This window comes from Flavobacterium sp. UBA7682 (genome assembly GCF_002482945.1).
Lineage (GTDB): Bacteria > Bacteroidota > Bacteroidia > Flavobacteriales > Flavobacteriaceae > Flavobacterium.
Genome location: NZ_DLGY01000018.1, coordinates 20,774 through 45,388, shown reverse-complemented (window position 1 = coordinate 45,388; position 24,615 = coordinate 20,774). Strand labels below are relative to the sequence as shown.

Below are 24,615 nucleotides of genomic sequence, written 5' to 3'. Positions count from 1 at the left end.
CTAGTATGTTTGTTTATGTTACAAAACAAAGTATACGGAAGTGTCATTTCTAGAGATTCTGTTAATTACTACCTGAAAGAATCCAAAAAATATACTTATTTCGATTTCAATAAAGCAAAATTTTATCTGGTAAAAGCCGAACGAGTTGCTAAAAAATTGAACGACAAAAATTTAATCGCTGATGTAATCTATAATTTTGGCTCCAATTATTACATCATAGGATCTTATGATATTGCTTTGCAAAACTATATCAAAGCTGCTGAAATATATGATTCAGAGAATAACAAAATAGGACTAGCAAAATGTTTAATGGGAAAAGGACTTATCCAACAAGGATTTGGCAGAGACAAAGAAGCTTTAAAAAACTTCAAAAAGTCAATCACTATTTGCCGAGCATTAAATGATAAAAAATTTATTGTAAAAAACCTTTTAAACATCGGTATTTCTCAAACTAATCTGAACGAATATGACGAAGCCTATAAAAGTTTTCAAGAATCACTAAAATTAAGTGTAAAAAATAAATCTACTGAAGATTCACAAATGTCAATGAATAAGTTAGCCAACATTCATTACATAAAAAACAATGTTGACTCAACAATTTATTACTATCAAAAAGTTTTAACTGATAATGTAAAACCTAATTTATGGGAAGAAGCTTATGCTTTGTCCGGACTCTCGGAAGCTTATTTAAAAAAAGGTGATTACCAAAAAGCCATTAATTATGGTTTAAGAGGTTATAATTCTGCTAAAATTGTTCGTGCCAAATGGGATATTGCAAGGTCAGCTGAAATTATCTCCAAAATATACAGCCAGCAAAATAATTTTGAATCAGCTTATCATTTTTTAAGAATTAACAAAATATATAATGACTCATTGTATGCCGAGTCAAAAATAAAAGAAGTTAATATCCTGCAACTTGAAGCCAAAGAAGCGGAAAACGAAAGATTAATTGCAAAAGCAGAAATTGCGCAACAAAAACTAAACAACACTCGTATTTTTGTGGGTTTTATTTTCTTTTTACTTATCGCTCTGCTCATATTTATTTATCAATATTACAAATACACGAGTCAAAAAGGAAAATTTTTTAAAGAAATTGAAATTAAAAACCGAGATATTCAAAGCCAACAATCAATGATAACCGCTCAGAATATTGCTTTAGAAGAATTAAATCAAACTAAAAATAAAATTTTCTCGATACTGTCACACGATTTAAAAACGCCAATCAATTCACTTATTCAAGTGATTGAACTCAACAAACAAAATGACTTAACCAAAGAAGAACAAACTTTCATTTTCGATCAACTTCAAAAGCAAGTTGAAGGAACTTCTTTAATCCTGAACAATATTTTAAATTGGGCAAATTCTCAAATTGATGGAACAACGGTACATTTTGAAAAGATTGCTTTAAATCAAATCATTGAAGAATCTATAAGCTCCTTTTATGCCGAAGTGATAAAAAAGAAAGTCTCATTTAATCACGACAAAGAAGAAACCATTTTTATAAAAGCTGACATTGGTCAAACTCGAATTATCATTCAAAACATCATCGCAAACGCGATAAAATTTGCTCCACTAAACAGTCATATCGATATTCATTATACTTCGGACGATAAGTTTCTAAAAATTCATATCAAAGATTATGGAAATGGCCTTAACCAAAATAAAATAGAGGAAATTATGAATTTCAACAAACGACTGGTTTCTGAAAAAGGAACATCTATGGAAGAAGGAACTGGTTTAGGGTTATTATTGGTAAAACAATTTTTAATAAACAATAAAGGGCAACTTGAGATTCAAAGTGTAGAAGGCAAATGGACTGAATTTATCATTTCATTTTTGAAATATTAACCCTTTATACTTCGGTATTTTTTATTATATTTGCTCGCAATTTAACTACAACTACAAATTGCATGAAAGCACACACTTCTAAAATCGTTGGAGAAGGTTTAACCTATGACGATGTACTGCTAATTCCAAATTATTCCGAAATTTTACCGCGCGAAGTCAATATTCAATCGAAAATATCTAAAAATATTTCGCTAAATGTTCCTATTGTTTCTGCTGCTATGGATACGGTAACCGAAAGTTCGATGGCCATTGCCATGGCGCAAGAAGGTGGAATTGGTGTTTTGCACAAAAATATGACAATTGAACAACAAGCCGCAAAGGTGAGAAAAGTTAAGCGTGCCGAAGCCGGAATGATTATCGATCCGGTGACTTTACCTTTAAATTCAACCGTAGGCGATGCTAAAATGTTAATGAAAGAACACGGAATCGGCGGAATTCCTGTCGTTGATGAAAACGGAATTTTAAAAGGAATTGTAACGAATAGAGATTTGCGTTTTGAAAAAATAAATTCACGTTCTATTTTAGAAGTAATGACTTCTGAAAATTTAGTTACTGCTGCCGAAGGAACCACATTACAAGAAGCTGAGGGCATTTTACAACAAAACAAAATCGAAAAGCTACCCGTAGTTGATGCTAATTATAAATTGGTTGGATTAATTACTTTTAGAGACATCACTAAATTGGCACAAAAACCGGTGGCTAATAAAGATAAATTTGGACGTTTACGTGTGGCTGCTGCTCTTGGTGTTACCGCCGATGCATTAGAAAGAGCAACTGCTTTAGTAAATGCCGGAGTTGACGCCGTAATTATTGATACCGCACATGGTCATACCAAAGGCGTAGTTGATGTTTTGAAATTGGTCAAAGCTCAATTCCCCAATTTAGATGTTATTGTTGGCAATATTGCTACCGCTGAAGCCGCTTTGTATTTGGTAGAAAATGGTGCCGATGGTGTAAAAGTCGGCATTGGTCCGGGTTCAATTTGTACAACGAGAGTTGTGGCCGGTGTTGGATTTCCACAATTTTCTGCGGTTTTAGAAGTCGCTGCGGCTTTACGAGGAAGCGGAATTCCGGTAATTGCAGATGGCGGAATTCGCTATACAGGCGATATTCCAAAAGCGATTGCTGCCGGTGCTGATTGTGTAATGCTCGGTTCATTATTAGCCGGAACCAAAGAATCTCCGGGCGAAACTATCATTTTTGAAGGTAGAAAATTCAAATCTTATCGCGGAATGGGTTCAGTAGAAGCCATGCAAGAAGGATCAAAAGACCGCTATTTCCAAGACGTAGAAGATGATATTAAGAAATTAGTTCCGGAAGGTATTGTTGGTCGCGTACCGTACAAAGGCGAATTAAATGAAAGTATGCAACAATTTGTTGGCGGACTTCGTGCCGGAATGGGCTATTGTGGTTCGAAAGACATACCAACACTGCAAGAAACAGGACGATTTGTTAGAATCACCGCAAGCGGAATTGGCGAAAGTCATCCACATAATGTGACGATTACTAAAGAAGCTCCGAATTATTCGAGATAATTTAGCCATTAGGCAATAGTACAAAAGGCATAAGAAATTAACTTATGCCTTTTGCATTTTAATTTCTTTACGCTTTCATAAACTCAGCTATTCTTTTCTTTTCACCGGCAATCCATAAAATATCGCTGTCTTCTAAGACTAAATGCGATTCCGGATTTAAAATACGCTTTCCATTTCGTTCTACACCAACAATAATTCCGTTCGTTTTTTCACGAATTTGAGATTCACGAATGGTTTTTCCAATGCAAACTCGGTTTTTGAGTTCCAGTTTTTGCAATATAATATCGGTTTGTTCGACTTTTTCCGGAACATCAATTTCGTTTTTATCCAAATAAATTTTGAATTCTTTCACCTGATCATCGGTTCCAATTATACTTATCTCATCTCCAGGAAATAAACGTTCTGATCTAATAGGAATATTGATTAAAACATCGCCTCTGCGAATGGACACAATATTAATACCGAATTGTTCTCTAATTTTCAGTTCCTCTAACGTTTTTCCGGCCAGATTTGATTCTTTGGCAATATTAAAATCAGCCATGTGCCCATCCCAAGGCGATAAAGTATTTTGTCTTTTATTTTCTTTTCGGGTTTCTCTATCATTAAAGTTGCTAATAAAATGACTTTCAATTCTATTGTAAACCGCATGAAGTTGTTTCGGAAATAAAATATAAGCTCCAATAGCTATTAAGAAGGCAACGAAAGCCACTCCGGTAGAGAAAAAAGTGTTTAACACAAAACCGATATAGAATAACGTAAGTACAATTCTAAAAAGTACCAACATGATTATTGGACCGTGATGTTTTCTTTCTTGCATCAAAATGTACACTTCTTTGACCGCAACTCTTCGCAGTGATAAGGCCCATAAAAATGGCGAAAGAATGACTAAAGTTATCAAGGCGGCTATGGCATGACCAAATTTTGAACCTTGAACCATCGGCAAAATAAAATTTGACGAAAGCAAGATGACCGCAACTATGATGATGGAATGTATTATTACTTGTGTCAAATAGCTTCGTAACACAATCTGCCAATTGCTTAGCGACTTGATTTCTTCTGTATTGGCACTATAAAGCTGAATTCTTTTCACCCATTTTCGCGGTAATTTTTTCTCCAAATAACCTGAAAAAGGAACGGCAAATTTCACCATAAAAGGCGTTGTAAAAGTGGTTACTGCAGAAACGGCTACCACAATCGGATATAAAAAATCACTGGTTACTTTTAAGGTTGTTCCCAATGTTGCTATGATAAACGAGAATTCCCCAATTTGTGACAAACTCATTCCGGTTTGTATGGATTGTTTGAGCGGCTGTCCTGATAATAAAGCACCAATCGTTGAACTTATTGATTGACCAAAAATAACCACAAAAGTCAAGATAGCTACTGGAATTGCATATTCCACTAAAGTTTCTGGGTTGATAAGCATACCAACGGATACAAAGAAAACAGCACCAAACAAGTCTTTAACCGGTTTGACTAAGTGTTCTATATGTTCTGCTTGCGTAGTTTCTGCTATGATTGAACCCATAATAAAAGCACCTAATGCCGGCGAAAACCCAACATTGGCTGCAAAAATTACCATTAACAAACAAAGTGCTAACGAAATAATAAGCATCATTTCATCAGTTAGTAAATGCTTGGCTTTTTTAAGAAGTGTTGGAATAAAAAAGATGCCAACTACAAACCAAATCGTTAAAAAGAAGATTAATTTTAGAACGGCTAAACCCAATTCCATGCCTGAAAATTGCTGGCTGACCGCAATAGTCGAAAGTAAAACCATCATTAGAATGGCAATAATATCCTGAACAATTAGAGATCCGATTACATTTCCGGCAAATTTTTGCGACTTTACGCCAAGTTCATCAAAGGTTTTTAAGATAATGGTAGTTGATGAAATGGATAGAATTACGCCTAAAAAGATGCTATTCATTTTATTCCAACCCATTAATTGACCAACAAAAAAGCCAACCGTAATCATGAAAATTATTTGAGTAAAAGCAGTTATTGAAGCCGTACCTCCTACTTTCATTAGCTTTTTAAAGCTGAATTCTAAACCTAAGCTAAATAAAAGAAATATAACCCCAATTTCAGCCCAAACTTCAACGCTATGCATGTCTTTTACAGTTGGAAAGAAATCAAACTCACTTCCAGCCAAAAATCCTGCAACTAAATATCCTAAAACTAAGGGTTGTTTTAAAATTCTGAAAAGTAAAACCGCAATGGCAGCAGTAATTAGAATTAAACCCAAATCACTGATTAAATCAGGCAAATGAACAGAAGTAGTGGTTGATGATAAAAACATGGGCATTTCTTTTTTTTACAAAATAGTAAAAAAACTGCTTTTTTAAAAACAAATCAAGCAGAATTAAAGAAATTATAACACTTTTTAGCTCTAAAAGACTGTTTTACAAATATTAAATTCCAAGATAATTACTAGGCGTAATTTGCATCAACTCAGCTCGTACCGAATCAGAAACATTTAACGTTCCAATAAAACTATGAATTGATTCTTTGTTCATCACTTCATTCGTTCTGGTCAATCCTTTCAAAGCTTCGTACGGATTTGGGTAACCTTCACGTCGTAAAATGGTTTGAATGGCTTCGGCTACAACGGCCCAATTTTTTTCTAAATCTTCAGCGAATTTTGGTTCGTTTAATAACAATTTGTTCAAGCCTTTTAAAGTGGCCTCGAAAGCAATAATAGTATGTCCGAATGGGACACCAACATTTCTCAACACCGTACTATCCGTTAAATCGCGTTGCAATCTTGAAAGTGGCAATTTGGCTGAAAGATGTTCGAAAATCGCATTGGCAATCCCTAAATTTCCTTCAGAATTTTCAAAATCAATTGGGTTTACTTTATGTGGCATCGCCGAAGAACCTATTTCTCCTGCTTTGATTTTTTGTTTGAAATAATCCATAGAAACATACGTCCAAATATCTCTATCTAAATCGATGATGATCGTATTGATTCTTTTTAAGGCATCAAAAAACGCAGCAAAATGGTCGTAATGCTCAATTTGAGTCGTTGGAAAAGAATGTTGCAATCCCAAAGTTTCTTCAACGAAAGTAGTACCGAATTGCTTCCAATCGACATTGGGATAAGCTACATGATGGGCATTATAATTCCCTGTTGCGCCGCCAAATTTAGCCGCAAACGGAATATTGAACAACAAACGCATTTGCTCTTCCAAACGCTCTACGAATACCAAAATTTCTTTTCCTAAACGCGTTGGCGATGCCGGTTGACCATGTGTTCTGGCTAACATAGGAATATCCTTCCATTCCATAGCCAATTCTTTTAACTTGGCAATCAGAGCAATTAGACTCGGCAGGTATACTTTTTCAAAAGCCTCTTTAGTCGAAAGCGGAATCGCAGTATTATTAATATCTTGTGACGTCAATCCGAAATGGATGAATTCTTTGTAATCACTTAAACCTAAAACCTCAAATTTATCTTTGATAAAATACTCAACCGCCTTAACATCGTGATTGGTGATTTTCTCTGTCTCTTTAATTGCTAAAGCATCTTCAGTAGTGAAGTTAATGTAGATATTTCTAAGGGCTTCGAAAGTACTTTTATTTACACCTTTTAATTGAGGTAAATCACTTTCGCATAGCGCAATAAAATATTCAACTTCAACTAGAACTCGATATTTTATTAAAGCTTCTTCAGAGAAAAAAGCAGCTAAAGGTTTGGTTGCTTTACGGTATCTTCCGTCAATAGGTGAAATGGCATTTAAAGTAGTTAGTGACATGTGTTTTGTGTTGTTGCCCTTCGACAAGCTCAGGGAAAATTGTTGTGGTGCAAAAGTAAGTATTAGTTATAAGTTATGAGTTATGAGTTGGGAGTTTTTTGTTGCAAACTAGCTAATTTTTCCCTTAATAATGGAACACCCTCAGTGGCATTCATTGGAATAACTTCTAACGGATTCTGCAAATCATAAATGTTTACCGGCTTTGGATCGATATAAAATATTGGCACATTTCGATTGGCATAATGCATCAAACCTGCCGCAGGATATACTTGAAGCGAAGTACCAATAACCGCCAAATAATCGGCGATTTCGACAATTTCTATAGCTTCTTCAAGCGCCGGAACGGCTTCGCCAAACCAAACAATATGTGGTCTTAATTGATTTCCGGCAGAGTCGATATCACCTAAATTCAAATCGGAAGTCCAATCTAAAACCTCAAATCGATTATGATTATCACTTCTGACTTTTAATAATTCGCCGTGCAAATGCAAAACTTTACTGCTTCCGGCTTGTTCATGTAAATTGTCTACGTTTTGTGTGATGATATGAACGTCAAAATCATTCTCTAATTCGGCTAAAGTAATATGTCCGAGATTCGGTTTCACTTCATGCAATTGTCTTCGACGTTGGTTATAAAAGTTCAAAACCAATGCTTTATTTCTAAGCCAACCGTCATACGAAGCGACTTCCATTACATCATGTCCTTCCCATAATCCATCGGCGTCTCGAAAGGTTTTTATACCACTTTCAGCAGAAATTCCGGCACCGGTTAAAACGACTAGTTTTTTCATTATCATTATTTGGATTTAAAGCTACGTATTTTTTCGTTATTTTGGCACTCGAGACCATTAGGTCGAACTGTACGAAGTAAAAACGAATTTTATGATTGACCTCAATTACCTAAACTATCTCGAAGAATTTTTAACCGAAAACCGCAAAGAGCGATTTCAAAAGGTCTTAGACTATCGTACCAATCACTTTACGATTGCGGTGGAAGATGTGTTTCAGTTTCACAATACTAGCGCGGTTATGCGCAGTTGTGAGGTTTTTGGCATTCAGGAAATCAATATTGTAGAACAACGTTTTGGCAAAAATATTGACAAGGAAATTGCGATGGGTGCGCAAAAATGGGTTGACATCAATAAGTTTGACAATATTTCGAATTGCATACAAACCCTAAAAAACAAAGGGTATCAAATCATTGCGACTACGCCACACAATGATTCTTGCTTGCTGCACGAATTTGATGTTACCAAGAAAAGTGCATTATTTTTTGGTACTGAAAAAGAAGGACTTTCCGAAGAAGTGATGCAACAAGCCGATGGTTATTTAAAAATTCCGATGGTTGGTTTTACGGAGAGTTTGAACATCTCGGTTTCGGCTGCAATTATCATTCAGGACATCACTACTCGCCTACGCCAATCGAATGTCAATTGGAAACTGACTGAAGATGAATTGTTGGAAAAGCGTTTACTTTGGGCAAAGAACACTATCAAAGATATTAAGCGTATAGAGGAAAGATATTATTCAAAGCAATAATTACTCTTTAATGTATTTCTCGTGTTTTTTAGTCAGCACCTTGTATTGCTCATAACATTCGCTTATAGCATCCAAAATTTGTAAATCATTAGCCGTTTGAATAAACGATTCTGAGTAATTACAGCGTTGCAGTATTTCAGCTATTTCCTTTTTATCAACTCCTAAAAGAACAGAAATCATTTCCCTATCAAACTTAGATTCTAAAAGCGTACGAACCGTATCGTCTTTTTTCATCGATTTCAGCTTCTTGAGCTCTTTGGGCTTTTTTCCGAAGAAATTATACAACATGTCAGCAGGATTGAAAATAGAGCCTAACACTCTTGTAAAAGCATTTGGCGAACTATCACCGGCTTCGTATGCAGTAGGCAAACCGGAAATACTATAACGGTAGTTTTCTTTTTCAGGAATCAATTTAGAATCTACTTCGAGATAACCGGTTAAATCATATTTTTTTACGACAACTTCTTCTAAAGCAATGGCTTTTTCGGTCATTAAAATTTTAGCTGTTCCATTTTTCAACCAGTCATTGGTTACTCTGACACGCAAAGATTGATATCCTAAAATAGAGATATGAAGTGTATCGCTTACACTAACTTCCATTTCAAAAAAACCACTGGCATTAGTAACCACTCCTTTTACTTTGTTAATGTTAATCACGTTTGCGTTGGTAATAGGCAACAGTGTATTATCATTGATGATTGTTCCTGAAACTTTTTGACCAACAACAGGTTCCTCTTGCGCAAAAGCATTAAAGGAAAGAAAAAACAAAAGAAAAAGAGTAAAATATCTCATAGCAGATTTTGATGGTTTAAAAGTATGAAACTCTTTTAAGATATTTTAATGTTTGTTTGTAGAATTAGAACAAAATTAACAAAAGCTCAAATTAAGAATTGCGAATTAGTAATTATGAATTACGAATTAGGGTTATGTAGAAAAAAAGAAACTCCGTTCCTACCTAAGTAAAACGGAGTTTCATTATATTCCAATTATAAAAAATTCGTAATTTATAATTCGTAATTTATAATTTAAAAGCGTTAGCTTTTTCTTGGTCTTCTTGCTTTTGCATCGTCAAAAGAACGACCGGCTGGTCTGTCAGCGCTTCCTTCAGAACGTCTTGGTGCTCTTTCTTCTCTTTGAAATGAACCTGGTTCTCTTCTTGGCGCTGCATCTTTGTCGCTACGGAAACCACCTTCTCTTGGTGCTGCGCTTCTGTCGCTTCTAAATCCGCCTTCTCTAGGAGCCGAACTTCTATCACTTCTGAAACCTCCTTCTTTTCTTGGTCCGAAACTTCCGCCACCGCTTCTTGGAGCAGAACTTCTACCGCCAAATCCACCTGAGCTTCTGCGTTCTCCGCCACCACTTCTTCCGTTATGGTCACGTCTTTCGCGGCTTCCACCGTCATTTTTAGAAATTTCAACGTTGATTCTTCTTCCGTTCATATCAAATCCGTTAAGGATAGACATTACTTTATCCGTATGCTCTCCGTCGGTGTTAAAGAAAGAGAAACCTTCTTTTACATCTACTTTGAATACGTCATCACGACCTAAATCTAGGGTTTCTTTCAAGAAATCTTTCAACTGCATCCAATCGAAATCATCTCTTGAACCAATGTTTACGAAATAACGAACAGGATCTCCGGCTCTGATTTCTCTTGGTTCCGAACTTCTCTCGCTTCTTTCACCACCTTTTTCTCCTGATAAATCACGTTTCTTTTTGTAGTAGTTGATGAATCGGTTAAATTCAACAGAAACCATTTTCTTGATTAATTCTTCTTTAGTCAATCCGTCAAGCACTTCATTGATAGCAGGAAGATAGTTGTCTATCTCATGGTCTACTTCTGTGTCTTTGATTTTATTGGCTAAGTGCAATAATTGGATTTCGCAGATTTCAATGCCACTAGGAATCGTTTTCTCCACAAATTTTTGTTGGATGATTCTTTCGATAGACGAAATTTTACGCAATTCACTTTTGGTGATGATTACGATAGAAGTTCCCAATTTCCCGGCACGACCTGTACGACCAGAACGGTGATTGTAAGTTTCAATTTCGTCCGGCAATTGATAGTTTACTACGTGTGTAATATTATCAACGTCAATTCCACGAGCCGCAACGTCTGTTGCCACCAACATTTGGATTTGACGACCACGGAAAGATTTCATTACGCCATCACGTTGCGCTTGAGATAAATCTCCGTGCAAAGCTGCAGCGTTGTATCCGTCTTCGATTAGCTTTTCAGCTACCGCTTGAGTGTCTCTTTTGGTTCTACAAAAAACTACAGAGAAGATATCCGGATTAGCATCGGCCAATCTTTTCAACGCTTCATAACGGTCACGAGCATTCACACAATAAAATTCGTGAGAAACGGTAGCCGAACCTGAATTTTTGGTTCCAACCGTAACTTCTGCCGGTTCGTGCATGAATTTTTTAGCAATTCTGGCAACCTCTGCAGGCATAGTCGCTGAAAACAACCAAGTGTTTTTGTCATCTGGTGTATCTGATAAAATCGATACGATGTCTTCATAAAATCCCATGTTCAACATCTCATCTGCTTCATCAAGAATACAGAAGTTAATGTTTTTAATGTTAACAAGCCCACGATTAATCATGTCTTGCATTCTTCCCGGTGTAGCGACAATAATTTGTGCTCCACGTTTTACATCTCTGGCTTGTTCCGTAATGCTTGCACCACCATAAACTGCGACTGTATGTAAACCTTTTACATATTTTGAGTATTGTTTAATCTCGTTGGTGATTTGTAAGCATAGCTCACGCGTTGGTGATAAAATTAACGCCTGTGTGTTCTTGTTTTCGGCATCAATTTTTTGAATAAGCGGAAAACCAAAAGCGGCCGTTTTCCCTGTTCCTGTTTGCGCTAAGGCAACCAAGTCTGTGTTTTGTTCCAATAGTACTGGAATCGCTTTTTCTTGTACTTCTGACGGATTCTCAAATCCTAGATCTTTGATCGCCAGCAGTAACGATTCATTCAGACCTAATTGTTCAAATTTATTCATATAAAGTTTTAAAATTTGGTGCAAAGGTAAGTTTTTAAAACCATATACGCTAATTTGTTTTTCTTTGATAATCAGAAAGTTAACTTTTACACAACAAAGGAACTTAGTTACTGAGTGTCTGAGTAACTGATTTTCAGACATTTTTTGTGTAAATTAACAATGTAATTAGGAGCAGAACTTTTATCTTTCTTCGACTTATCCTCCCGCTATCCGCACTACGCGGTAGTTTGCTCCTATCGGGGCTAACTAGAATGACTATTTTTTCTGAGCTACTCAGCTACTCAGAAACTCAACTAATTGCTTCACCGCTAATCCACGATGACTGATTGTTGATTTTTCTTCTAAAGTCAACTCAGCAAAGGTTTTAGTATAACCATCGGCCACAAAAATCGGGTCATAGCCAAAGCCATTAGTTCCTATTTTTTCTTCGATAATTTCACCATTGATTATTCCGGTAAAAAGATGCTGTTCTCCATTTAAATTCAGGCAAATGACGGTTTTAAAATTGGCTTTTCGGTTTGATTTACCTTTTAGATTGTCCAATAATTTATCCATATTGTCATTCGCTTCTTTCTGTTCACCGGCATAACGAGCTGAATAAACGCCTGGTTCACCGTTTAAACTGTCCACTTCCAAACCGGTATCATCGGCAAAACAATTGTAACCAAATTTTTCCGTTACATAATTGGCTTTGAGAATGGCATTACCTTCAATCGTGTTGGCGGTTTCGGGAATATCTTCTGTACAACCAATATCATCTAAACTCAAAATAGCAATTGATTCCGGGAGCAAAAGTTGAATTTCTTTGATTTTATTTTTGTTATTGGAAGCGAAAACTAATTTCATCTTTAAAACTATTAATTGGATTACTGCAAATATGCGAATAATATTTATGTCAATAATCGCAAACCATTAGATATAAAAAAATAGTAAAATTCTTTAAAAATAGAATATTACAGCTTGCAAACAATGTAAATTACTACTTATAAATCATAATTTTTGTCATTTTAAAAGTTTTAAGAATTGTTCAATCTCAAAGACCAATATATTCGTAAGTACAATACCACTAAGATTCCAAATGAAAAAAGAAATTACTATACACAAAAGAGATGGATTGTTATGCCTGGTTTGCATTTTTCTATTTTCACTTCAAAATACCACAGCCCAAATTCTTTTACCAAAAAGCAATCTTTCTGAAAAAATTTCCATTCATGAGATTTCCGAATACGTCGATGTTGGTCAACGCGATTTGACATTGGAACAAGTTACAACATCTAAAGATCTTAAATTTAGCCCGATGCTGAATGAAAATACGGATTTTGGGTTTACTACGCACAATTTCTGGATACGATTTCAGCTTAAAAATACTGCCAAAGAAAAGTCATATTATTTTTTTGAAACCGCCAGACCTATAACCGATGTTGCCGAACTTTATGTAATTAGTCAAGATAATAAAATCACAAAATTCATAAGCGGTGATGCTATTCCACGGGAGCAATCAAGTTTTGACCACAGAAAAACCATTTTCAAAATAGAGCTCAATCCCGAAGAACAAAAACAATTCTATCTTCATGTAAAAAGCGACGGTGAAATGCTTTCGATGCCGATGATTCTTTACAGTTTGGAGGCGTTAATTCAAATGACTTCTTTTGAGCAATTTGTCTTTGGTTTCTTTTATGGTATTTTGATTATTGCAGCCATTTTGTATTTGTTCTTTTTCTTCGGGATGCGAGACAAAACATTCCTATATTACAGCATGTATGTGGTCTTTATTGGATTGCTACAATTTGCTATTGATGGTTATTTTTACCAATTTATCACACCACAATCCGGCTGGTTTTCTTTACACGCTGTAATTATATTTGCCTGTATTGCGAATTTCTTCTTAGGTCGATATGCACAAGTTTTTTTGAAAATAAAAGAAACCAATCGAACCATCAATTATGCTTTTTATGTTTTGTATTTTCTTAATGCTGCGTTATTTTTATCCTTGTTCTTTATTCCGAAAGCACTACAATACTCCTATCCTATTGCCAATGCGCTAGGCTTAATTGTTTTGTCATTAATCATTGCTTCACAGATTTCCATTTACAGAAAAACTAAAAAAATTGACCGTTTTTTCGCCATTGGCGTATTCTTCTTAGTTTCGGGTTTTGTCGTTTTTATTCTAAAGAATTTTAGTGTATTGCCTTTAAATTTTTGGACAGAAAACGGATCAAAATTGGGTACCGGAATGGAAGTTATTTTCTTATCCCTTTCGATGGCGAATTTGATTCGAAACCTAAAAAACGAACGGGAAGAACTGCAAACACTAGCCTTACAAAAATCGGAAGAAATGAACGAATTGAAGTCTTATTTCTTATCCAATATCAGCCACGAGTTGCGAACGCCTTTAAATGCCATTTTGAATACCGCTAAATCTATGGCAAAAGAGAGCAATAACAAGGAAATTCAAGACGGAAGCCAAATTATAAAATACTCAACTTACAGCTTATTGAGTTCGGTAAATGACATTCTAGATTTTTCTAAGATTGAAAAAAACGAAATTAAATTAGAACCTTCTGACTTTGATTTAGTCAAAACTGTTGAGCACATCGCTAATAATTTTGAGCGAGAAGCTAGTGACAAAGGGCTTGATTTTACTTTTCAAAAAAGTGAGTATTTACCAGAAATGGTCAAAGGCGATGTTGACAGATTAAGCCAAATCCTGCATAATATCTTAAGTAATGCAATCAAATTTACCAATGAAGGATTTATCAAGTTTAAATTAGACACCCAAAAAGACAAAGCCAATAATATATTGGTCACTTTTACGGTAAGTGATACCGGCGTTGGAATTTCGAAAGAAAAAATCAACAGTATTTATGATTCTTTTTCGCAAGAAGGCATTAACAACAAACGAAAATTTGGAGGTCTAGGACTTGGACTTTACATAGTGAAGCATTTGGTTGATTTGCACAAAGGGAAAATTAAAATTGACAGCACGCCTGATTTAGGAACAGTTTGTGAAATCCAACTCAATTATGAAAATATTGAAGTCGTTAAACAACCGATTTTAGATAATACAACTGCGTTGGAATATGATTTAAAAGGAAAATCCATTTTGGTGGTTGAAGACAATGCAATGAACCAAATGGTCATAAAAATGATTACCAAAAAATGGTTGAATACCACAGTCGAATTTGCCAATAACGGCGAAGAAGGTGTAAAAAAACTAACCGAAAACCATTATGATATTATCCTGATGGATTTACAAATGCCAATTATGGACGGTTATGAGGCCACAATCGCCATCAGAAATGGTGAAGCAGGAGAAAACAAAAAGTCTATTCCGATTATTGCTTTAACTGCAGATGTAATGGAAACTACCAAATCCAGAGTGATTGAAATTGGCATGAATAAATACTTGTCGAAACCGGTTGATAAAGATTTACTTTTTGAAATCATTAAATTATTAGTGTAACTATTTGGCTCTAACCATTAGGAGTAAACTAAATTTATATTTACTTTTGCCTCGTTTTTAAATACACTTTACAATGGTAAAAGATTTATTCGAAAGAATACAAAACAATAAAGGTCCTTTAGGAAAATGGGCTTCTCAAGCCGAAGGTTATTATGTATTTCCAAAATTGGAAGGCGAATTAGGGCCAAGAATGAAATTCCACGGAAAAGATATTTTGAACTGGAGTTTGAATGACTATTTAGGCTTAGCCAATCATCCTGAGGTTCGTCAAGCCGATACAGATGCTGCTGCTCAATACGGCGCGGCTTATCCAATGGGCGCTCGCATGATGAGTGGTCATACCGATGCTCACGAACAATTAGAAAACGAATTGGCTGCTTTTGTTCAAAAAGAAGCGGCTTATTTATTAAACTTTGGCTACCAAGGAATCATGTCATGTATTGACGCTTTGGTGACCAAAAACGATATTATTGTTTACGATGTTGATGCTCACGCTTGTATCATTGACGGTGTGCGTTTGCACATGGGTAAACGATTCACTTACAAACACAACGATTTGGAAAGCATGGAGAAAAATCTTCAACGTGCGACCAAAATGGCAACTGAAACAGGTGGTGGAATTCTTTTCATTACCGAAGGTGTTTTTGGTATGCGTGGCCAACAAGGAAAGTTGAAAGAAATTGTGGAAATGAAAAAGAAATACAATTTCCGTTTGTTAGTGGATGATGCTCATGGTTTTGGAACTCTTGGTAAAACAGGTGCCGGAGCTGGTGAAGAACAAGGCTGTCAGGACGGAATTGATGTTTATTTCTCTACGTTTGCCAAATCAATGGCAAGTATCGGAGCGTTCTTGGCGGCAGACAAAGACATTATCGATTATTTAAAATACAATTTACGTTCGCAAATGTTTGCCAAAGCTTTACCAATGATTCAAACCGTTGGGGCGCTGAAAAGATTGCAATTGTTGAGAGACAATCCGGGATTGAAAGACAAACTTTGGGAAAACGTGAACGCTTTACAAAACGGATTAAAAGCGCACGGATTCAACATTGGCGACACTAATACTTGTGTAACGCCGGTATATCTTGAAGGTTCTATTCCGGAAGCAATGGTTATGGTGAATGATTTAAGAGAAAACTACGGTATCTTTTTGTCAATCGTAGTTTATCCGGTTATTCCAAAAGGGATTATCTTGTTGAGAATGATTCCAACGGCTTCTCATACTTTAGCTGATATCGAGGAAACGCTTACGGCATTTGATGCTATTTATGAGAAATTAGTCAATGGTACTTATAAAAAGATTGCTGAGGCGACTACAGTTGACGTAACTTAAATAATTTACATCTATTTATAATTGAAAAGCCATCCTAAAAAAGGATGGCTTTTTTATTTACACATTTTGCAATCGGCTTTATCTTGATGTTCACCTACTAAGAAACCATCGTTGTTGAGTTTGTAATGACAACAATCCATAAAGCCTTGTTGGAGTAATTTTCGACCTCTTTGAATTCTTGATTTGGCACCGGAAAGTGTAATACCTAATAAATTAGCGACTTCCGATTGTTTTTTTCCTTTGATTTCGCTTAACAATAAAGGTTCACTGTATTTTTCGGGTAGATTTTTTATAAGTGGTAACAAACAGCTTTTGGCAGAATGTATTTCTTCATCTGCAGAAAAATCATCGGCAACATCTTCAATAGGAAATGGTATGGATTTTTTATTCAAAAAATTCATCAAAGTGTTGTGAGCAATTGTAAAAACCCATGATTTTACACTTTCCTTCTTTTGTAAAGAAGCAATATTTAAATGAATTTTGATAAAAACTTCTTGCAACACATCATTAGTTGTATCCTCATCTTTGATTTGGCTAAAGACATATCGTTTCAAATCTTTGGAATAAACTTCCCACAAAGATTCAGAAGTAAAAGAATCATTATCTGATAAAAGAATAGCTTTCTTCATAATAAAACAAAAAAAACAACCTTATTGCAGTCAGCAACAAGGTTATTGGTTATTTAACAAGAACAGTTGGTACAAGTACAATTTTCACAAGTACAACTCGTACAGTTACATTCTTGGCATGAAGCACATTGACATGTGCAAGTTTCGTTCGTTTTCATGATATATAATTTTAATGTTATACCCATTAGACCTGAGAAACATCAAAAAGACGCAAAATAAAATCTTTTTTTATCAATCAAAGTTACATATTAATCATAAAAAAAGCGGACTAAAAGTCCGCTTCAATTCATTCTTATGCAAAATATTATTTATTGTACTTTGATAATTTTGCTTTCGTCAATGTTATATGCTTTCACTACTGCATTATAATCATTCAAATCTACACTGCTGGTTTTACCCAAAAATGCAGGAATTACGACAACTCTCAGCACTTGATTTAATCTGACACTTGAAGATAATCCAGCCAAATCGAAACCATCCATATACACTTCGGCATCAAATTGGGTAAAATTAAAATCATATCTAAAATCTAAAGTACCATCATCAAAATAAAAGGTTTCAGGTAGTGGTTTCCATATATCATCTCCTTGATTAGTTATATCTGACAAACGATAAACTAAAACCATGTCAGAAGTAAAAATAGGATGAGGATATTCGAGCAGTACCGTGTAGTTATTTGGTAAAAAATCCACATTGCTATATTCAAATACTTCTGCAATAGTATCATTGTCAATATCGTCATTTGTGTTGCAACTTTGTAGCGTTATCATTCCGATAAAAGCTAAAATAAGGGTAAACTTTTTCATAATATATAGGTTTTAAATGATTAATGATATTTCGCTCAGTTCAATATTGATGCCAAACTTTCTTTTTAAGAAATTTTTATAATTGTAAAATATAACTACCTTTGGAAATACCTGACTGTCACCCGCAGTCTTCCTCTTAATATCAAATGTATTTTTGCCCTATGGGAAGAAACAATCCAAGAAATATCAAAGCGCACAACGACAAACTTCACAAAGCGCAAGATAAGGAAAAAGCGAAGAAAGCGACACGTGCCGAACTGCTAAAAGCGATTGTGAAAAAGTTTAATGAGAATAAAGACGAAAAATAAAAACCTCACATTGCTGTGAGGTTTGTTATATATAAAAAGTCTGTTTTTACATATTTCTTCTATACTGTCCACCAACTTCAAACAAAGCCGAAGTGATTTGTCCCAATGAACAATACTTCGTCGCTTCCATCAATCTTTCAAATAAGTTTTTATTGGAAATGGCTGCTTCTTGTAGCATATTCAATTGTTCTTCTTCAATGCCGGTATTGGCTTGATGAAGCGTTTCCAAAGTTTTGATTTGGAATTGCTTTTCTTCTTCCGTCGCGCGAATAACTTCAAGCGGAACAACTGTAGGCGAACCTTTGGAACTCAAGAAAGTATTTACACCAATAATTGGAAATTCACCGGTGTGCTTCAAGGTTTCGTAGTACAAGGATTCCTCTTGAATTTTACTTCTTTGGTACATGGTTTCCATCGCGCCTAAAACGCCGCCACGTTCTGTGATTCTGTCGAACTCTTGTAAAACGGCATCTTCTACCAAATCAGTCAGTTCTTCAATAATAAATGAACCTTGGATTGGGTTTTCATTTTTGGCTAAGCCCAATTCTTTATTGATGATTAACTGAATCGCCATCGCACGACGCACTGATTCTTCTGTTGGTGTAGTAATCGCTTCGTCGTAAGCATTCGTGTGCAATGAATTACAATTGTCATAAATCGCATACAAAGCTTGTAAAGTCGTACGGATATCATTAAAGTCAATTTCTTGAGCATGCAACGAACGTCCCGAAGTTTGGATATGGTATTTCAACATCTGTGCTCTTTCGTTGGCACCATATTTTTGTTTCATGGCTTTCGCCCAAATTTTACGCGCTACTCTACCGATTACCGCATATTCAGGATCAATTCCGTTGGAGAAGAAGAACGATAAGTTAGGACCGAAATCGTTAATATTCATCCCACGACTTAAATAGTATTCCACGTAAGTGAAACCATTCGCCAACGTAAACGCCAATTGGGTAATTGGGTTCGCTCCTGCTTCGGCAATGTGATAACCTGAAATCGAAACAGAATAAAAGTTACGCACATTCTTTTGGATAAAATATTCCTGAACATCGCCCATCAAACGCAAAGCAAATTCAGTCGAAAAAATACAAGTGTTTTGTGCTTGGTCTTCTTTTAAAATATCAGCTTGAACCGTTCCACGCACTTGCGTAAGGGTTTTGATTTTAATCTCGTCGTAGATTTCTTTGGGTAAAACTTGGTCACCGGTAACACCTAAAAGCATCAAGCCGAGACCATTATTTCCTTTTGGCAAATCGCCGTTGTATTTAGGACGCGCTACTTTTTTAGCTTTATAAATTTCATTGATTTTCTCTTCAATTTCCACTTGAAGATTGTTTTCGATGATGTATTTTTCACAGTTTTGGTCGATGGCGGCGTTCATAAAGAATCCTAACAACATCGGTGCCGGACCGTTAATCGTCATCGAAACCGAAGTCATGGCGTGACTCAAATCGAAACCGGAATACAATTTCTTCGCGTCATCCAAACAACAAATAGAAACACCGGCATTACCGATTTTTCCATAAATATCCGGACGCAAATCAGGATCATTTCCATATAAAGTCACCGAATCAAAAGCAGTTGATAAGCGCTTCGCCGGCATACCTAATGAAACATAGTGAAAACGACGGTTCGTTCTTTCCGGTCCGCCTTCTCCGGCAAACATACGCGTTGGATCTTCGCCTTCTCTTTTGAACGGATACAAACCTGAGGCAAATGGGAATTCTCCGGGAACATTCTCTTGTAAATTCCATTTTAAAATATCGCCCCAAGCTTGGTATTTAGGCAGCGCTACTTTTGGAATTTGAGAGTGAGACAAACTTTCAGTGTGCGTTTCAATTTTGATTTCCTTGTCACGCACTTTAAAGCTGTACACCGGATTTTTATACTTGTTTACCTTGTCATTCCATGTCAGGATAATTTCCCAATTGAACGGATCAAGGTTCATTTTTACTCGGTCAAATTCTTTAACCAATAGATTTAAGAAATCTTTATTATCTTCATTGAAATTCAAACTGTTAACTTCAATTCCGGATTTGTCAATTTCAGCTTGTTTTTTTGCAACCGATTCAATCGTTTTGAAAATACCATACAACTTTTGAGCAACTTCAACTTGCGTTAAAACCGTCTCATCATACTTTCGATTGTTCTCGGCAATCTCCGATAAATAACGCGTTCTGTGTGGCGGAATTACGAATATCTTCTCACTCATTTCACGAGTGATTTCGAAAGTCGATTTTAAATCGGCTCCGGTTTTTTCTACAATCTTATCCATGATTTTTTTGTAGAGCGTATTCATTCCGGGATCATTGAATTGGGAAGCAATGGTTCCAATAACCGGCATTTCATCAGGATTGGTATCCCAAAGATTGTGATTGCGTTGGTATTGCTTCTTCACATCGCGAATCGCATCCAAAGCGCCTCGTTTGTCAAACTTATTAATGGCAACCAAATCGGCAAAATCAAGCATATCGATTTTCTCTAATTGCGTTGCTGCACCAAATTCTGGGGTCATTACATATAACGACACATCAGAATGCTCTAAAATCTCCGTATCACTTTGACCAATTCCGGAAGTTTCCAAAATGATAATGTCATATTTTGCGGCTTTCAACACCTGAATCGCTTCGTTTACATATTTAGACAAAGCCAAATTCGACTGACGTGTAGCCAACGAACGCATATAAACTCGAGGATTGTTAATCGCATTCATACGGATTCTGTCGCCTAATAAAGCACCACCGGTTTTGCGTTTCGAAGGATCAACTGAAATCAATCCGATAGTTTTTTCAGGAAAATCAATTAGGAATCTGCGCACTAATTCATCTACTAAAGACGATTTTCCGGCGCCACCGGTTCCGGTAATTCCTAAAACAGGAATGTGAGTTGTTTCGTTTTTCTTGTGGATAGCGTCCAAAGTATCTTTGGCCACATCAGGGAAATTCTCAGCCGAAGAAATCACTCGAGCAATCGCCGTTGGATTTTTTTCTTCCAAATGATTGATTTCACCATTCAATTCATCGCCAACAGGATAATCAGATTGTTTTACTAAATCGTTAATCATGCCTTGCAAACCCATAGAACGTCCATCATCCGGAGAATAAATTCGGGTAATGCCATATTCATGCAATTCCGAAATCTCGGAAGGCAAAATTACGCCACCGCCGCCGCCAAATATTTTGATATGGCCTGCGCCTTTTTCCTTTAATAAATCGTGCATGTATTTAAAGTACTCATTGTGTCCGCCTTGATAAGACGTCATCGCAATAGCATTGGCATCTTCTTGAATGGCTGTGTTCACAACTTCTTCTACACTTCGGTCGTGACCAAGGTGAATTACTTCCACTCCGGTCGCTTGAATGATGCGTCGCATGATGTTTATTGCGGCATCGTGACCATCAAAAAGAGAAGCTGCAGTTACAATTCTGACTTTATTTTTAGGAATATACGGGATTTGTGGTTCCATTTTGAGAATATGATAATTTAAGTGCCGCAATTTACGCAATTAATAAAAATTACACAGTAAATTGATGGCATAATTTTTGTCAAGTTTAGACAAATATTAACAGTTGCCTATTAATCTATTTTTAACTTTGGCATTCAAATCTTTACCATTCTTTTCTATGAAAACTAAGATTCACAACACCAGTGCCAGCGAACTGGTGAAACAATTCCAAAAAAACAATTTAATCAACATGACTAAAACAATCCTTGCTCTTTTAATCTCGTATAGCTTGCTAAGCTGCGCAGAACTACAACAAGTAGCCAATCAATTTCCTGAACTAAATCAAACCGGTCAGCTTGACATTGCCGGCGGACTAAAAGAAGCGCTCAACAATGGAATATCTAAACAAGTATCCAAATTAACCGCAATGGATGGTTTTTATAAAAATGAAGCTGTAAAAATCCTAATGCCGGAAGAATTACAAAAAGTGGATAAAGCTTTGAGAAAAATTGGTTTAAGTTCATTAGCCGATGACGGAATCAAAATGCTGAATCGCGCTGCTGAAGATGCGGTGAAAGAGTCGACTCCAATCTTTGTAGATGCTGTAAAGCAAATGAGTTTTACCGACGCTAAAAACATTTTGATGGGTAATGAAAGTTCGGCAACGACTTATTTACAAACTACAACCTCTACGCCATTGTACGCCAAATTTAATCCGGTAATTAAAAACTCCTTTGCCAAAGTGGGTGCCGATAAAGTTTGGAATAATATTATTTCCAAATACAATTCGATTCCATTAGTAAAAAAAGTAAATCCAGACTTAACAGATTACACTACAAATAAAGCTTTGGAAGGAGTTTATAAAATGATTGCTGTAGAAGAAAAAAACATCAGAACCAATTTGAATTCGAGAACTTCAACCTTATTGCAAAAAGTTTTTGCTCTGCAAGATAAGAAGTAATAAGGGGTTTCTAAAATTTTAGAAATCAATAACATAAGTATAACATAACGTTAACATAAGAATTTTAAAACACACCTTATCTTTGCTGTATAATAAATTGGTTTTTTATTATATTTGGTTAGGTTAGTTAAAAAATCGCCGGTGCTTGGGAAAGCATCGGCATTTTTTTTACGCTATTTTTTCGTGAAGTTTTTTGAAATAAGCAAAGGCTTTTACCAATCGGCTGCCATACCAAGAAAACATTTCTCCATCTACAAAAACAGTTTTCGCATGATGTGTAAAACGACCTAATTCAAAGGCGTGCTCATCAGTAAACGGGAAAGGTTCTGAAGAAAGCAACACCAAATCAGGATCGCCTTGAATTCGCATTTTCTGCACAATCACTTCAGGATATCTTCCTTCGTATTTTGGATTATTGTCATAAATGTTTTCAAATTTATTCAACTTTAATAACTCATTGATAAAAGTATTTCCAGCTGCTACCATATAAGGATTTGCCCAAATAAAATAAGCTACTTTATTGACTTCTTTGTCTTGGATGAAATGTTGAAAATTGGCGTAAGCAAAATTGATTTTGTCTATCCATTTCTGCGCTTCAATTCTTTTGTTGAAAAGCAAACCAAAATCTTCCATCATTTTCAAATTATCATCCAGCGTAATGATATCAGTAACCCAAACCGGACAAATTTTTGATAATGCTTCAACTATCTCTTGAGTATTCTCCTCTTTATTGGCAATGATAATATCAGGTTGCAACAAACGAATTTTTTCGAAATGTACTTTTTTGGTACCGCCAATGATTTTTTTTGTTGATTTAAAATGAAAAGGATGCACGCAAAATTTAGTAACACCTACAATACTTTCTTCCAAACCCAAATCATATAACAATTCTGTTTGAGATGGTACTAAAGAAACTATTCGCTTTGGTGTTGATGCAAAAGTGTGCGTTGTTCCGAATTGGTCTGTGAAAGTTTTCAAGCTGGATTATAATTTCATGATGGCTTCCATTTCTTGTTGCAATTTCAGTGCTTCTTCCCTAGCCTTTTGTGCAAAATCCTTTCCACTGGAAGCATAAATAATACCACGAGACGAATTAATTAATAGACCAATATCATCATTCATTCCATATTGACAAACTTCCGAAAGACTGCCGCCTTGGGCACCAACTCCGGGAACGAGAAAAAAGCTATTGGGTACAATTTTACGAATTTCGGCAAAATATTCTGCTTTGGTAGCGCCTACTACATACATCAAGTTATGACTGTTCTTCCATGTTTTAGAAGTCTTGATTACCGTTTTGTATAATGCAGAACCTTCTATGCTTTTCGTTTGGAAATCAAAAGCACCTTCATTAGATGTTAACGCCAATAGAATAGCATGTTTGTTTTCAAAAGCAAGAAACGGTTCAACCGAATCTTTCCCCATGTATGGCGCAACGGTAACTGAATCAAAATTTAAATCTTCCAGAAAAGCTTTGGCATACATGGTTGATGTATTACCGATATCGCCTCGTTTGGCATCGGCTATCGTAAAAATTTCAGGATGGTTTTCGTTAAGATAATTAATGGTCTTTTGCAATGATGTCCATCCTTTTAAACCATAAGCTTCGTAAAAAGCGGTATTAGGTTTATAAGAAACACATAAATCATGAGTCGCGTCAATTATGGCTTTGTTGAATTCAAATATTGGATCTTCGAGAGCCAATAAATGTTGCGGAATCTTTGTTAAATCGACATCCAAACCTATGCAAAGGAAAGATTTTTTTTGGCGGATTTGTTGAACGAGTTGCTGTGTTGTCATTTTTTGTAGTTGTTGTGCAAAGTTACAAATTGGATTGCACAATGTGATAATTTTATAAACTTCCTTGAAAATTATATAACGAGCTTACCGTGACTCTGAAATAAATTTGTAATGCTGATAATAAGTAATGCCTTAATTATTATCGCAAATAATAAAAGTTGGGGTTAGAGAGA

At 35.7% G+C, this 24,615-nt stretch carries 18 protein-coding genes; 7 read left to right on the top strand and 11 right to left on the bottom strand.

The window, feature by feature from the left end; genetic code table 11:
- Nucleotides 1-15: 15 nt before the first annotated feature.
- Nucleotides 16-1,848, top strand: coding sequence for a tetratricopeptide repeat-containing sensor histidine kinase (locus tag B3C16_RS03980; protein WP_291129028.1), 1,833 nt, complete (start codon nucleotides 16-18; stop codon nucleotides 1,846-1,848).
- Between the two features lie 62 nt (nucleotides 1,849-1,910).
- Nucleotides 1,911-3,383, top strand: a complete 1,473-nt coding sequence (gene guaB / locus B3C16_RS03975) for an IMP dehydrogenase (RefSeq protein ID WP_291129025.1) — start codon at nucleotides 1,911-1,913, stop codon at nucleotides 3,381-3,383.
- Between the two features lie 67 nt (nucleotides 3,384-3,450).
- Here guaB and B3C16_RS03970 read toward each other — a convergent pair whose 3' ends face one another.
- The 3 genes from B3C16_RS03970 to B3C16_RS03960 all read right to left on the bottom strand — a co-directional run bounded on the left by B3C16_RS03970 (nucleotide 3,451) and on the right by B3C16_RS03960 (nucleotide 7,935).
- The gene (locus B3C16_RS03970; RefSeq protein ID WP_291129022.1) at nucleotides 3,451-5,691 is read right to left on the bottom strand and encodes a cation:proton antiporter; all 2,241 of its coding nucleotides are present in this window, start codon (nucleotides 5,689-5,691) and stop codon (nucleotides 3,451-3,453) included.
- 106 nt (nucleotides 5,692-5,797) lie between these two features.
- Complete coding sequence (gene purB, locus B3C16_RS03965) at nucleotides 5,798-7,141, bottom strand: adenylosuccinate lyase (protein WP_121313583.1); 1,344 nt, start codon at nucleotides 7,139-7,141, stop codon at nucleotides 5,798-5,800.
- Between the two features lie 80 nt (nucleotides 7,142-7,221).
- The gene (locus B3C16_RS03960; RefSeq protein WP_121315041.1) at nucleotides 7,222-7,935 is read right to left on the bottom strand and encodes an SIR2 family NAD-dependent protein deacylase; all 714 of its coding nucleotides are present in this window, start codon (nucleotides 7,933-7,935) and stop codon (nucleotides 7,222-7,224) included.
- 88 nt (nucleotides 7,936-8,023) lie between these two features.
- Between B3C16_RS03960 and B3C16_RS03955 the strand changes: the two genes are divergently transcribed.
- Complete coding sequence (locus B3C16_RS03955; protein ID WP_291129019.1) at nucleotides 8,024-8,680, top strand: TrmH family RNA methyltransferase; 657 nt, start codon at nucleotides 8,024-8,026, stop codon at nucleotides 8,678-8,680.
- Here B3C16_RS03955 and B3C16_RS03950 read toward each other — a convergent pair whose 3' ends face one another.
- The 3 genes from B3C16_RS03950 to B3C16_RS03940 all read right to left on the bottom strand — a co-directional run bounded on the left by B3C16_RS03950 (nucleotide 8,681) and on the right by B3C16_RS03940 (nucleotide 12,537).
- A complete protein-coding gene (locus B3C16_RS03950; protein ID WP_121313581.1) occupies nucleotides 8,681-9,472 on the bottom strand; it encodes a carboxypeptidase-like regulatory domain-containing protein in 792 nt (263 codons plus the stop codon).
- Nucleotides 9,473-9,714: 242 nt separating this feature from the next.
- Complete coding sequence (locus tag B3C16_RS03945) at nucleotides 9,715-11,691, bottom strand: DEAD/DEAH box helicase (RefSeq protein ID WP_291129017.1); 1,977 nt, start codon at nucleotides 11,689-11,691, stop codon at nucleotides 9,715-9,717.
- Nucleotides 11,692-11,964: 273 nt separating this feature from the next.
- Nucleotides 11,965-12,537 (bottom strand): non-canonical purine NTP diphosphatase, encoded by a 573-nt coding sequence (locus tag B3C16_RS03940; RefSeq protein WP_291129014.1) that lies wholly within the window; start codon nucleotides 12,535-12,537, stop codon nucleotides 11,965-11,967.
- Between the two features lie 232 nt (nucleotides 12,538-12,769).
- Here B3C16_RS03940 and B3C16_RS03935 point away from each other — a divergent pair, with 232 nt between their 5' ends.
- Complete coding sequence (locus tag B3C16_RS03935; protein WP_291129012.1) at nucleotides 12,770-15,154, top strand: hybrid sensor histidine kinase/response regulator; 2,385 nt, start codon at nucleotides 12,770-12,772, stop codon at nucleotides 15,152-15,154.
- A gap of 73 nt (nucleotides 15,155-15,227) precedes the next feature.
- A complete protein-coding gene (locus B3C16_RS03930) occupies nucleotides 15,228-16,487 on the top strand; it encodes an aminotransferase class I/II-fold pyridoxal phosphate-dependent enzyme (RefSeq protein ID WP_121313578.1) in 1,260 nt (419 codons plus the stop codon).
- Nucleotides 16,488-16,540: 53 nt separating this feature from the next.
- On the opposite strand, the gene B3C16_RS03925 is transcribed toward B3C16_RS03930, so the two are convergent.
- Nucleotides 16,541-17,116 (bottom strand): sigma-70 family RNA polymerase sigma factor, encoded by a 576-nt coding sequence (locus tag B3C16_RS03925; protein WP_291129008.1) that lies wholly within the window; start codon nucleotides 17,114-17,116, stop codon nucleotides 16,541-16,543.
- 308 nt (nucleotides 17,117-17,424) lie between these two features.
- Complete coding sequence (locus tag B3C16_RS03920) at nucleotides 17,425-17,922, bottom strand: hypothetical protein (protein WP_121313576.1); 498 nt, start codon at nucleotides 17,920-17,922, stop codon at nucleotides 17,425-17,427.
- Between the two features lie 161 nt (nucleotides 17,923-18,083).
- Between B3C16_RS03920 and B3C16_RS03915 the strand changes: the two genes are divergently transcribed.
- Complete coding sequence (locus B3C16_RS03915; RefSeq protein WP_291129004.1) at nucleotides 18,084-18,230, top strand: hypothetical protein; 147 nt, start codon at nucleotides 18,084-18,086, stop codon at nucleotides 18,228-18,230.
- 46 nt (nucleotides 18,231-18,276) lie between these two features.
- On the opposite strand, the gene B3C16_RS03910 is transcribed toward B3C16_RS03915, so the two are convergent.
- Nucleotides 18,277-21,702, bottom strand: a complete 3,426-nt coding sequence (locus B3C16_RS03910) for a methylmalonyl-CoA mutase family protein (protein ID WP_291129002.1) — start codon at nucleotides 21,700-21,702, stop codon at nucleotides 18,277-18,279.
- 229 nt (nucleotides 21,703-21,931) lie between these two features.
- Between B3C16_RS03910 and B3C16_RS03905 the strand changes: the two genes are divergently transcribed.
- On the top strand, nucleotides 21,932-22,642 hold the full coding sequence (locus B3C16_RS03905; RefSeq protein WP_291129135.1) for a DUF4197 domain-containing protein: 711 nt from the start codon (nucleotides 21,932-21,934) through the stop codon (nucleotides 22,640-22,642).
- 168 nt (nucleotides 22,643-22,810) lie between these two features.
- Here the strand turns inward: B3C16_RS03905 and B3C16_RS03900 are convergent, their stop codons facing one another.
- A complete protein-coding gene (locus tag B3C16_RS03900) occupies nucleotides 22,811-23,620 on the bottom strand; it encodes an ABC transporter substrate-binding protein (RefSeq protein ID WP_291129000.1) in 810 nt (269 codons plus the stop codon).
- Between the two features lie 6 nt (nucleotides 23,621-23,626).
- A complete protein-coding gene (pyrF, locus tag B3C16_RS03895; RefSeq protein ID WP_291128999.1) occupies nucleotides 23,627-24,442 on the bottom strand; it encodes an orotidine-5'-phosphate decarboxylase in 816 nt (271 codons plus the stop codon).
- Nucleotides 24,443-24,615 lie beyond the last annotated feature (173 nt).

What these genes read in the sequence shown, in the direction of transcription:
- B3C16_RS03980 (WP_291129028.1), top strand. Translation starts at nt 16, where the DNA reads ATGTTACAAAACAAAGTATACGGAAGTGTCATTTCTAGAGATTCTGTT.
- guaB (WP_291129025.1), top strand. Translation starts at nt 1,911, where the DNA reads ATGAAAGCACACACTTCTAAAATCGTTGGAGAAGGTTTAACCTATGAC.
- B3C16_RS03970 (WP_291129022.1), bottom strand. Translation starts at nt 5,691, where the DNA reads ATGCCCATGTTTTTATCATCAACCACTACTTCTGTTCATTTGCCTGAT.
- purB (WP_121313583.1), bottom strand. Translation starts at nt 7,141, where the DNA reads ATGTCACTAACTACTTTAAATGCCATTTCACCTATTGACGGAAGATAC.
- B3C16_RS03955 (WP_291129019.1), top strand. Translation starts at nt 8,024, where the DNA reads ATGATTGACCTCAATTACCTAAACTATCTCGAAGAATTTTTAACCGAA.
- B3C16_RS03950 (WP_121313581.1), bottom strand. Translation starts at nt 9,472, where the DNA reads ATGAGATATTTTACTCTTTTTCTTTTGTTTTTTCTTTCCTTTAATGCT.
- B3C16_RS03945 (WP_291129017.1), bottom strand. Translation starts at nt 11,691, where the DNA reads ATGAATAAATTTGAACAATTAGGTCTGAATGAATCGTTACTGCTGGCG.
- B3C16_RS03940 (WP_291129014.1), bottom strand. Translation starts at nt 12,537, where the DNA reads ATGAAATTAGTTTTCGCTTCCAATAACAAAAATAAAATCAAAGAAATT.
- B3C16_RS03935 (WP_291129012.1), top strand. Translation starts at nt 12,770, where the DNA reads ATGAAAAAAGAAATTACTATACACAAAAGAGATGGATTGTTATGCCTG.
- B3C16_RS03930 (WP_121313578.1), top strand. Translation starts at nt 15,228, where the DNA reads ATGGTAAAAGATTTATTCGAAAGAATACAAAACAATAAAGGTCCTTTA.
- B3C16_RS03925 (WP_291129008.1), bottom strand. Translation starts at nt 17,116, where the DNA reads ATGAAGAAAGCTATTCTTTTATCAGATAATGATTCTTTTACTTCTGAA.
- B3C16_RS03920 (WP_121313576.1), bottom strand. Translation starts at nt 17,922, where the DNA reads ATGAAAAAGTTTACCCTTATTTTAGCTTTTATCGGAATGATAACGCTA.
- B3C16_RS03915 (WP_291129004.1), top strand. Translation starts at nt 18,084, where the DNA reads ATGGGAAGAAACAATCCAAGAAATATCAAAGCGCACAACGACAAACTT.
- B3C16_RS03910 (WP_291129002.1), bottom strand. Translation starts at nt 21,702, where the DNA reads ATGGAACCACAAATCCCGTATATTCCTAAAAATAAAGTCAGAATTGTA.
- B3C16_RS03905 (WP_291129135.1), top strand. Translation starts at nt 21,932, where the DNA reads ATGACTAAAACAATCCTTGCTCTTTTAATCTCGTATAGCTTGCTAAGC.
- pyrF (WP_291128999.1), bottom strand. Translation starts at nt 24,442, where the DNA reads ATGACAACACAGCAACTCGTTCAACAAATCCGCCAAAAAAAATCTTTC.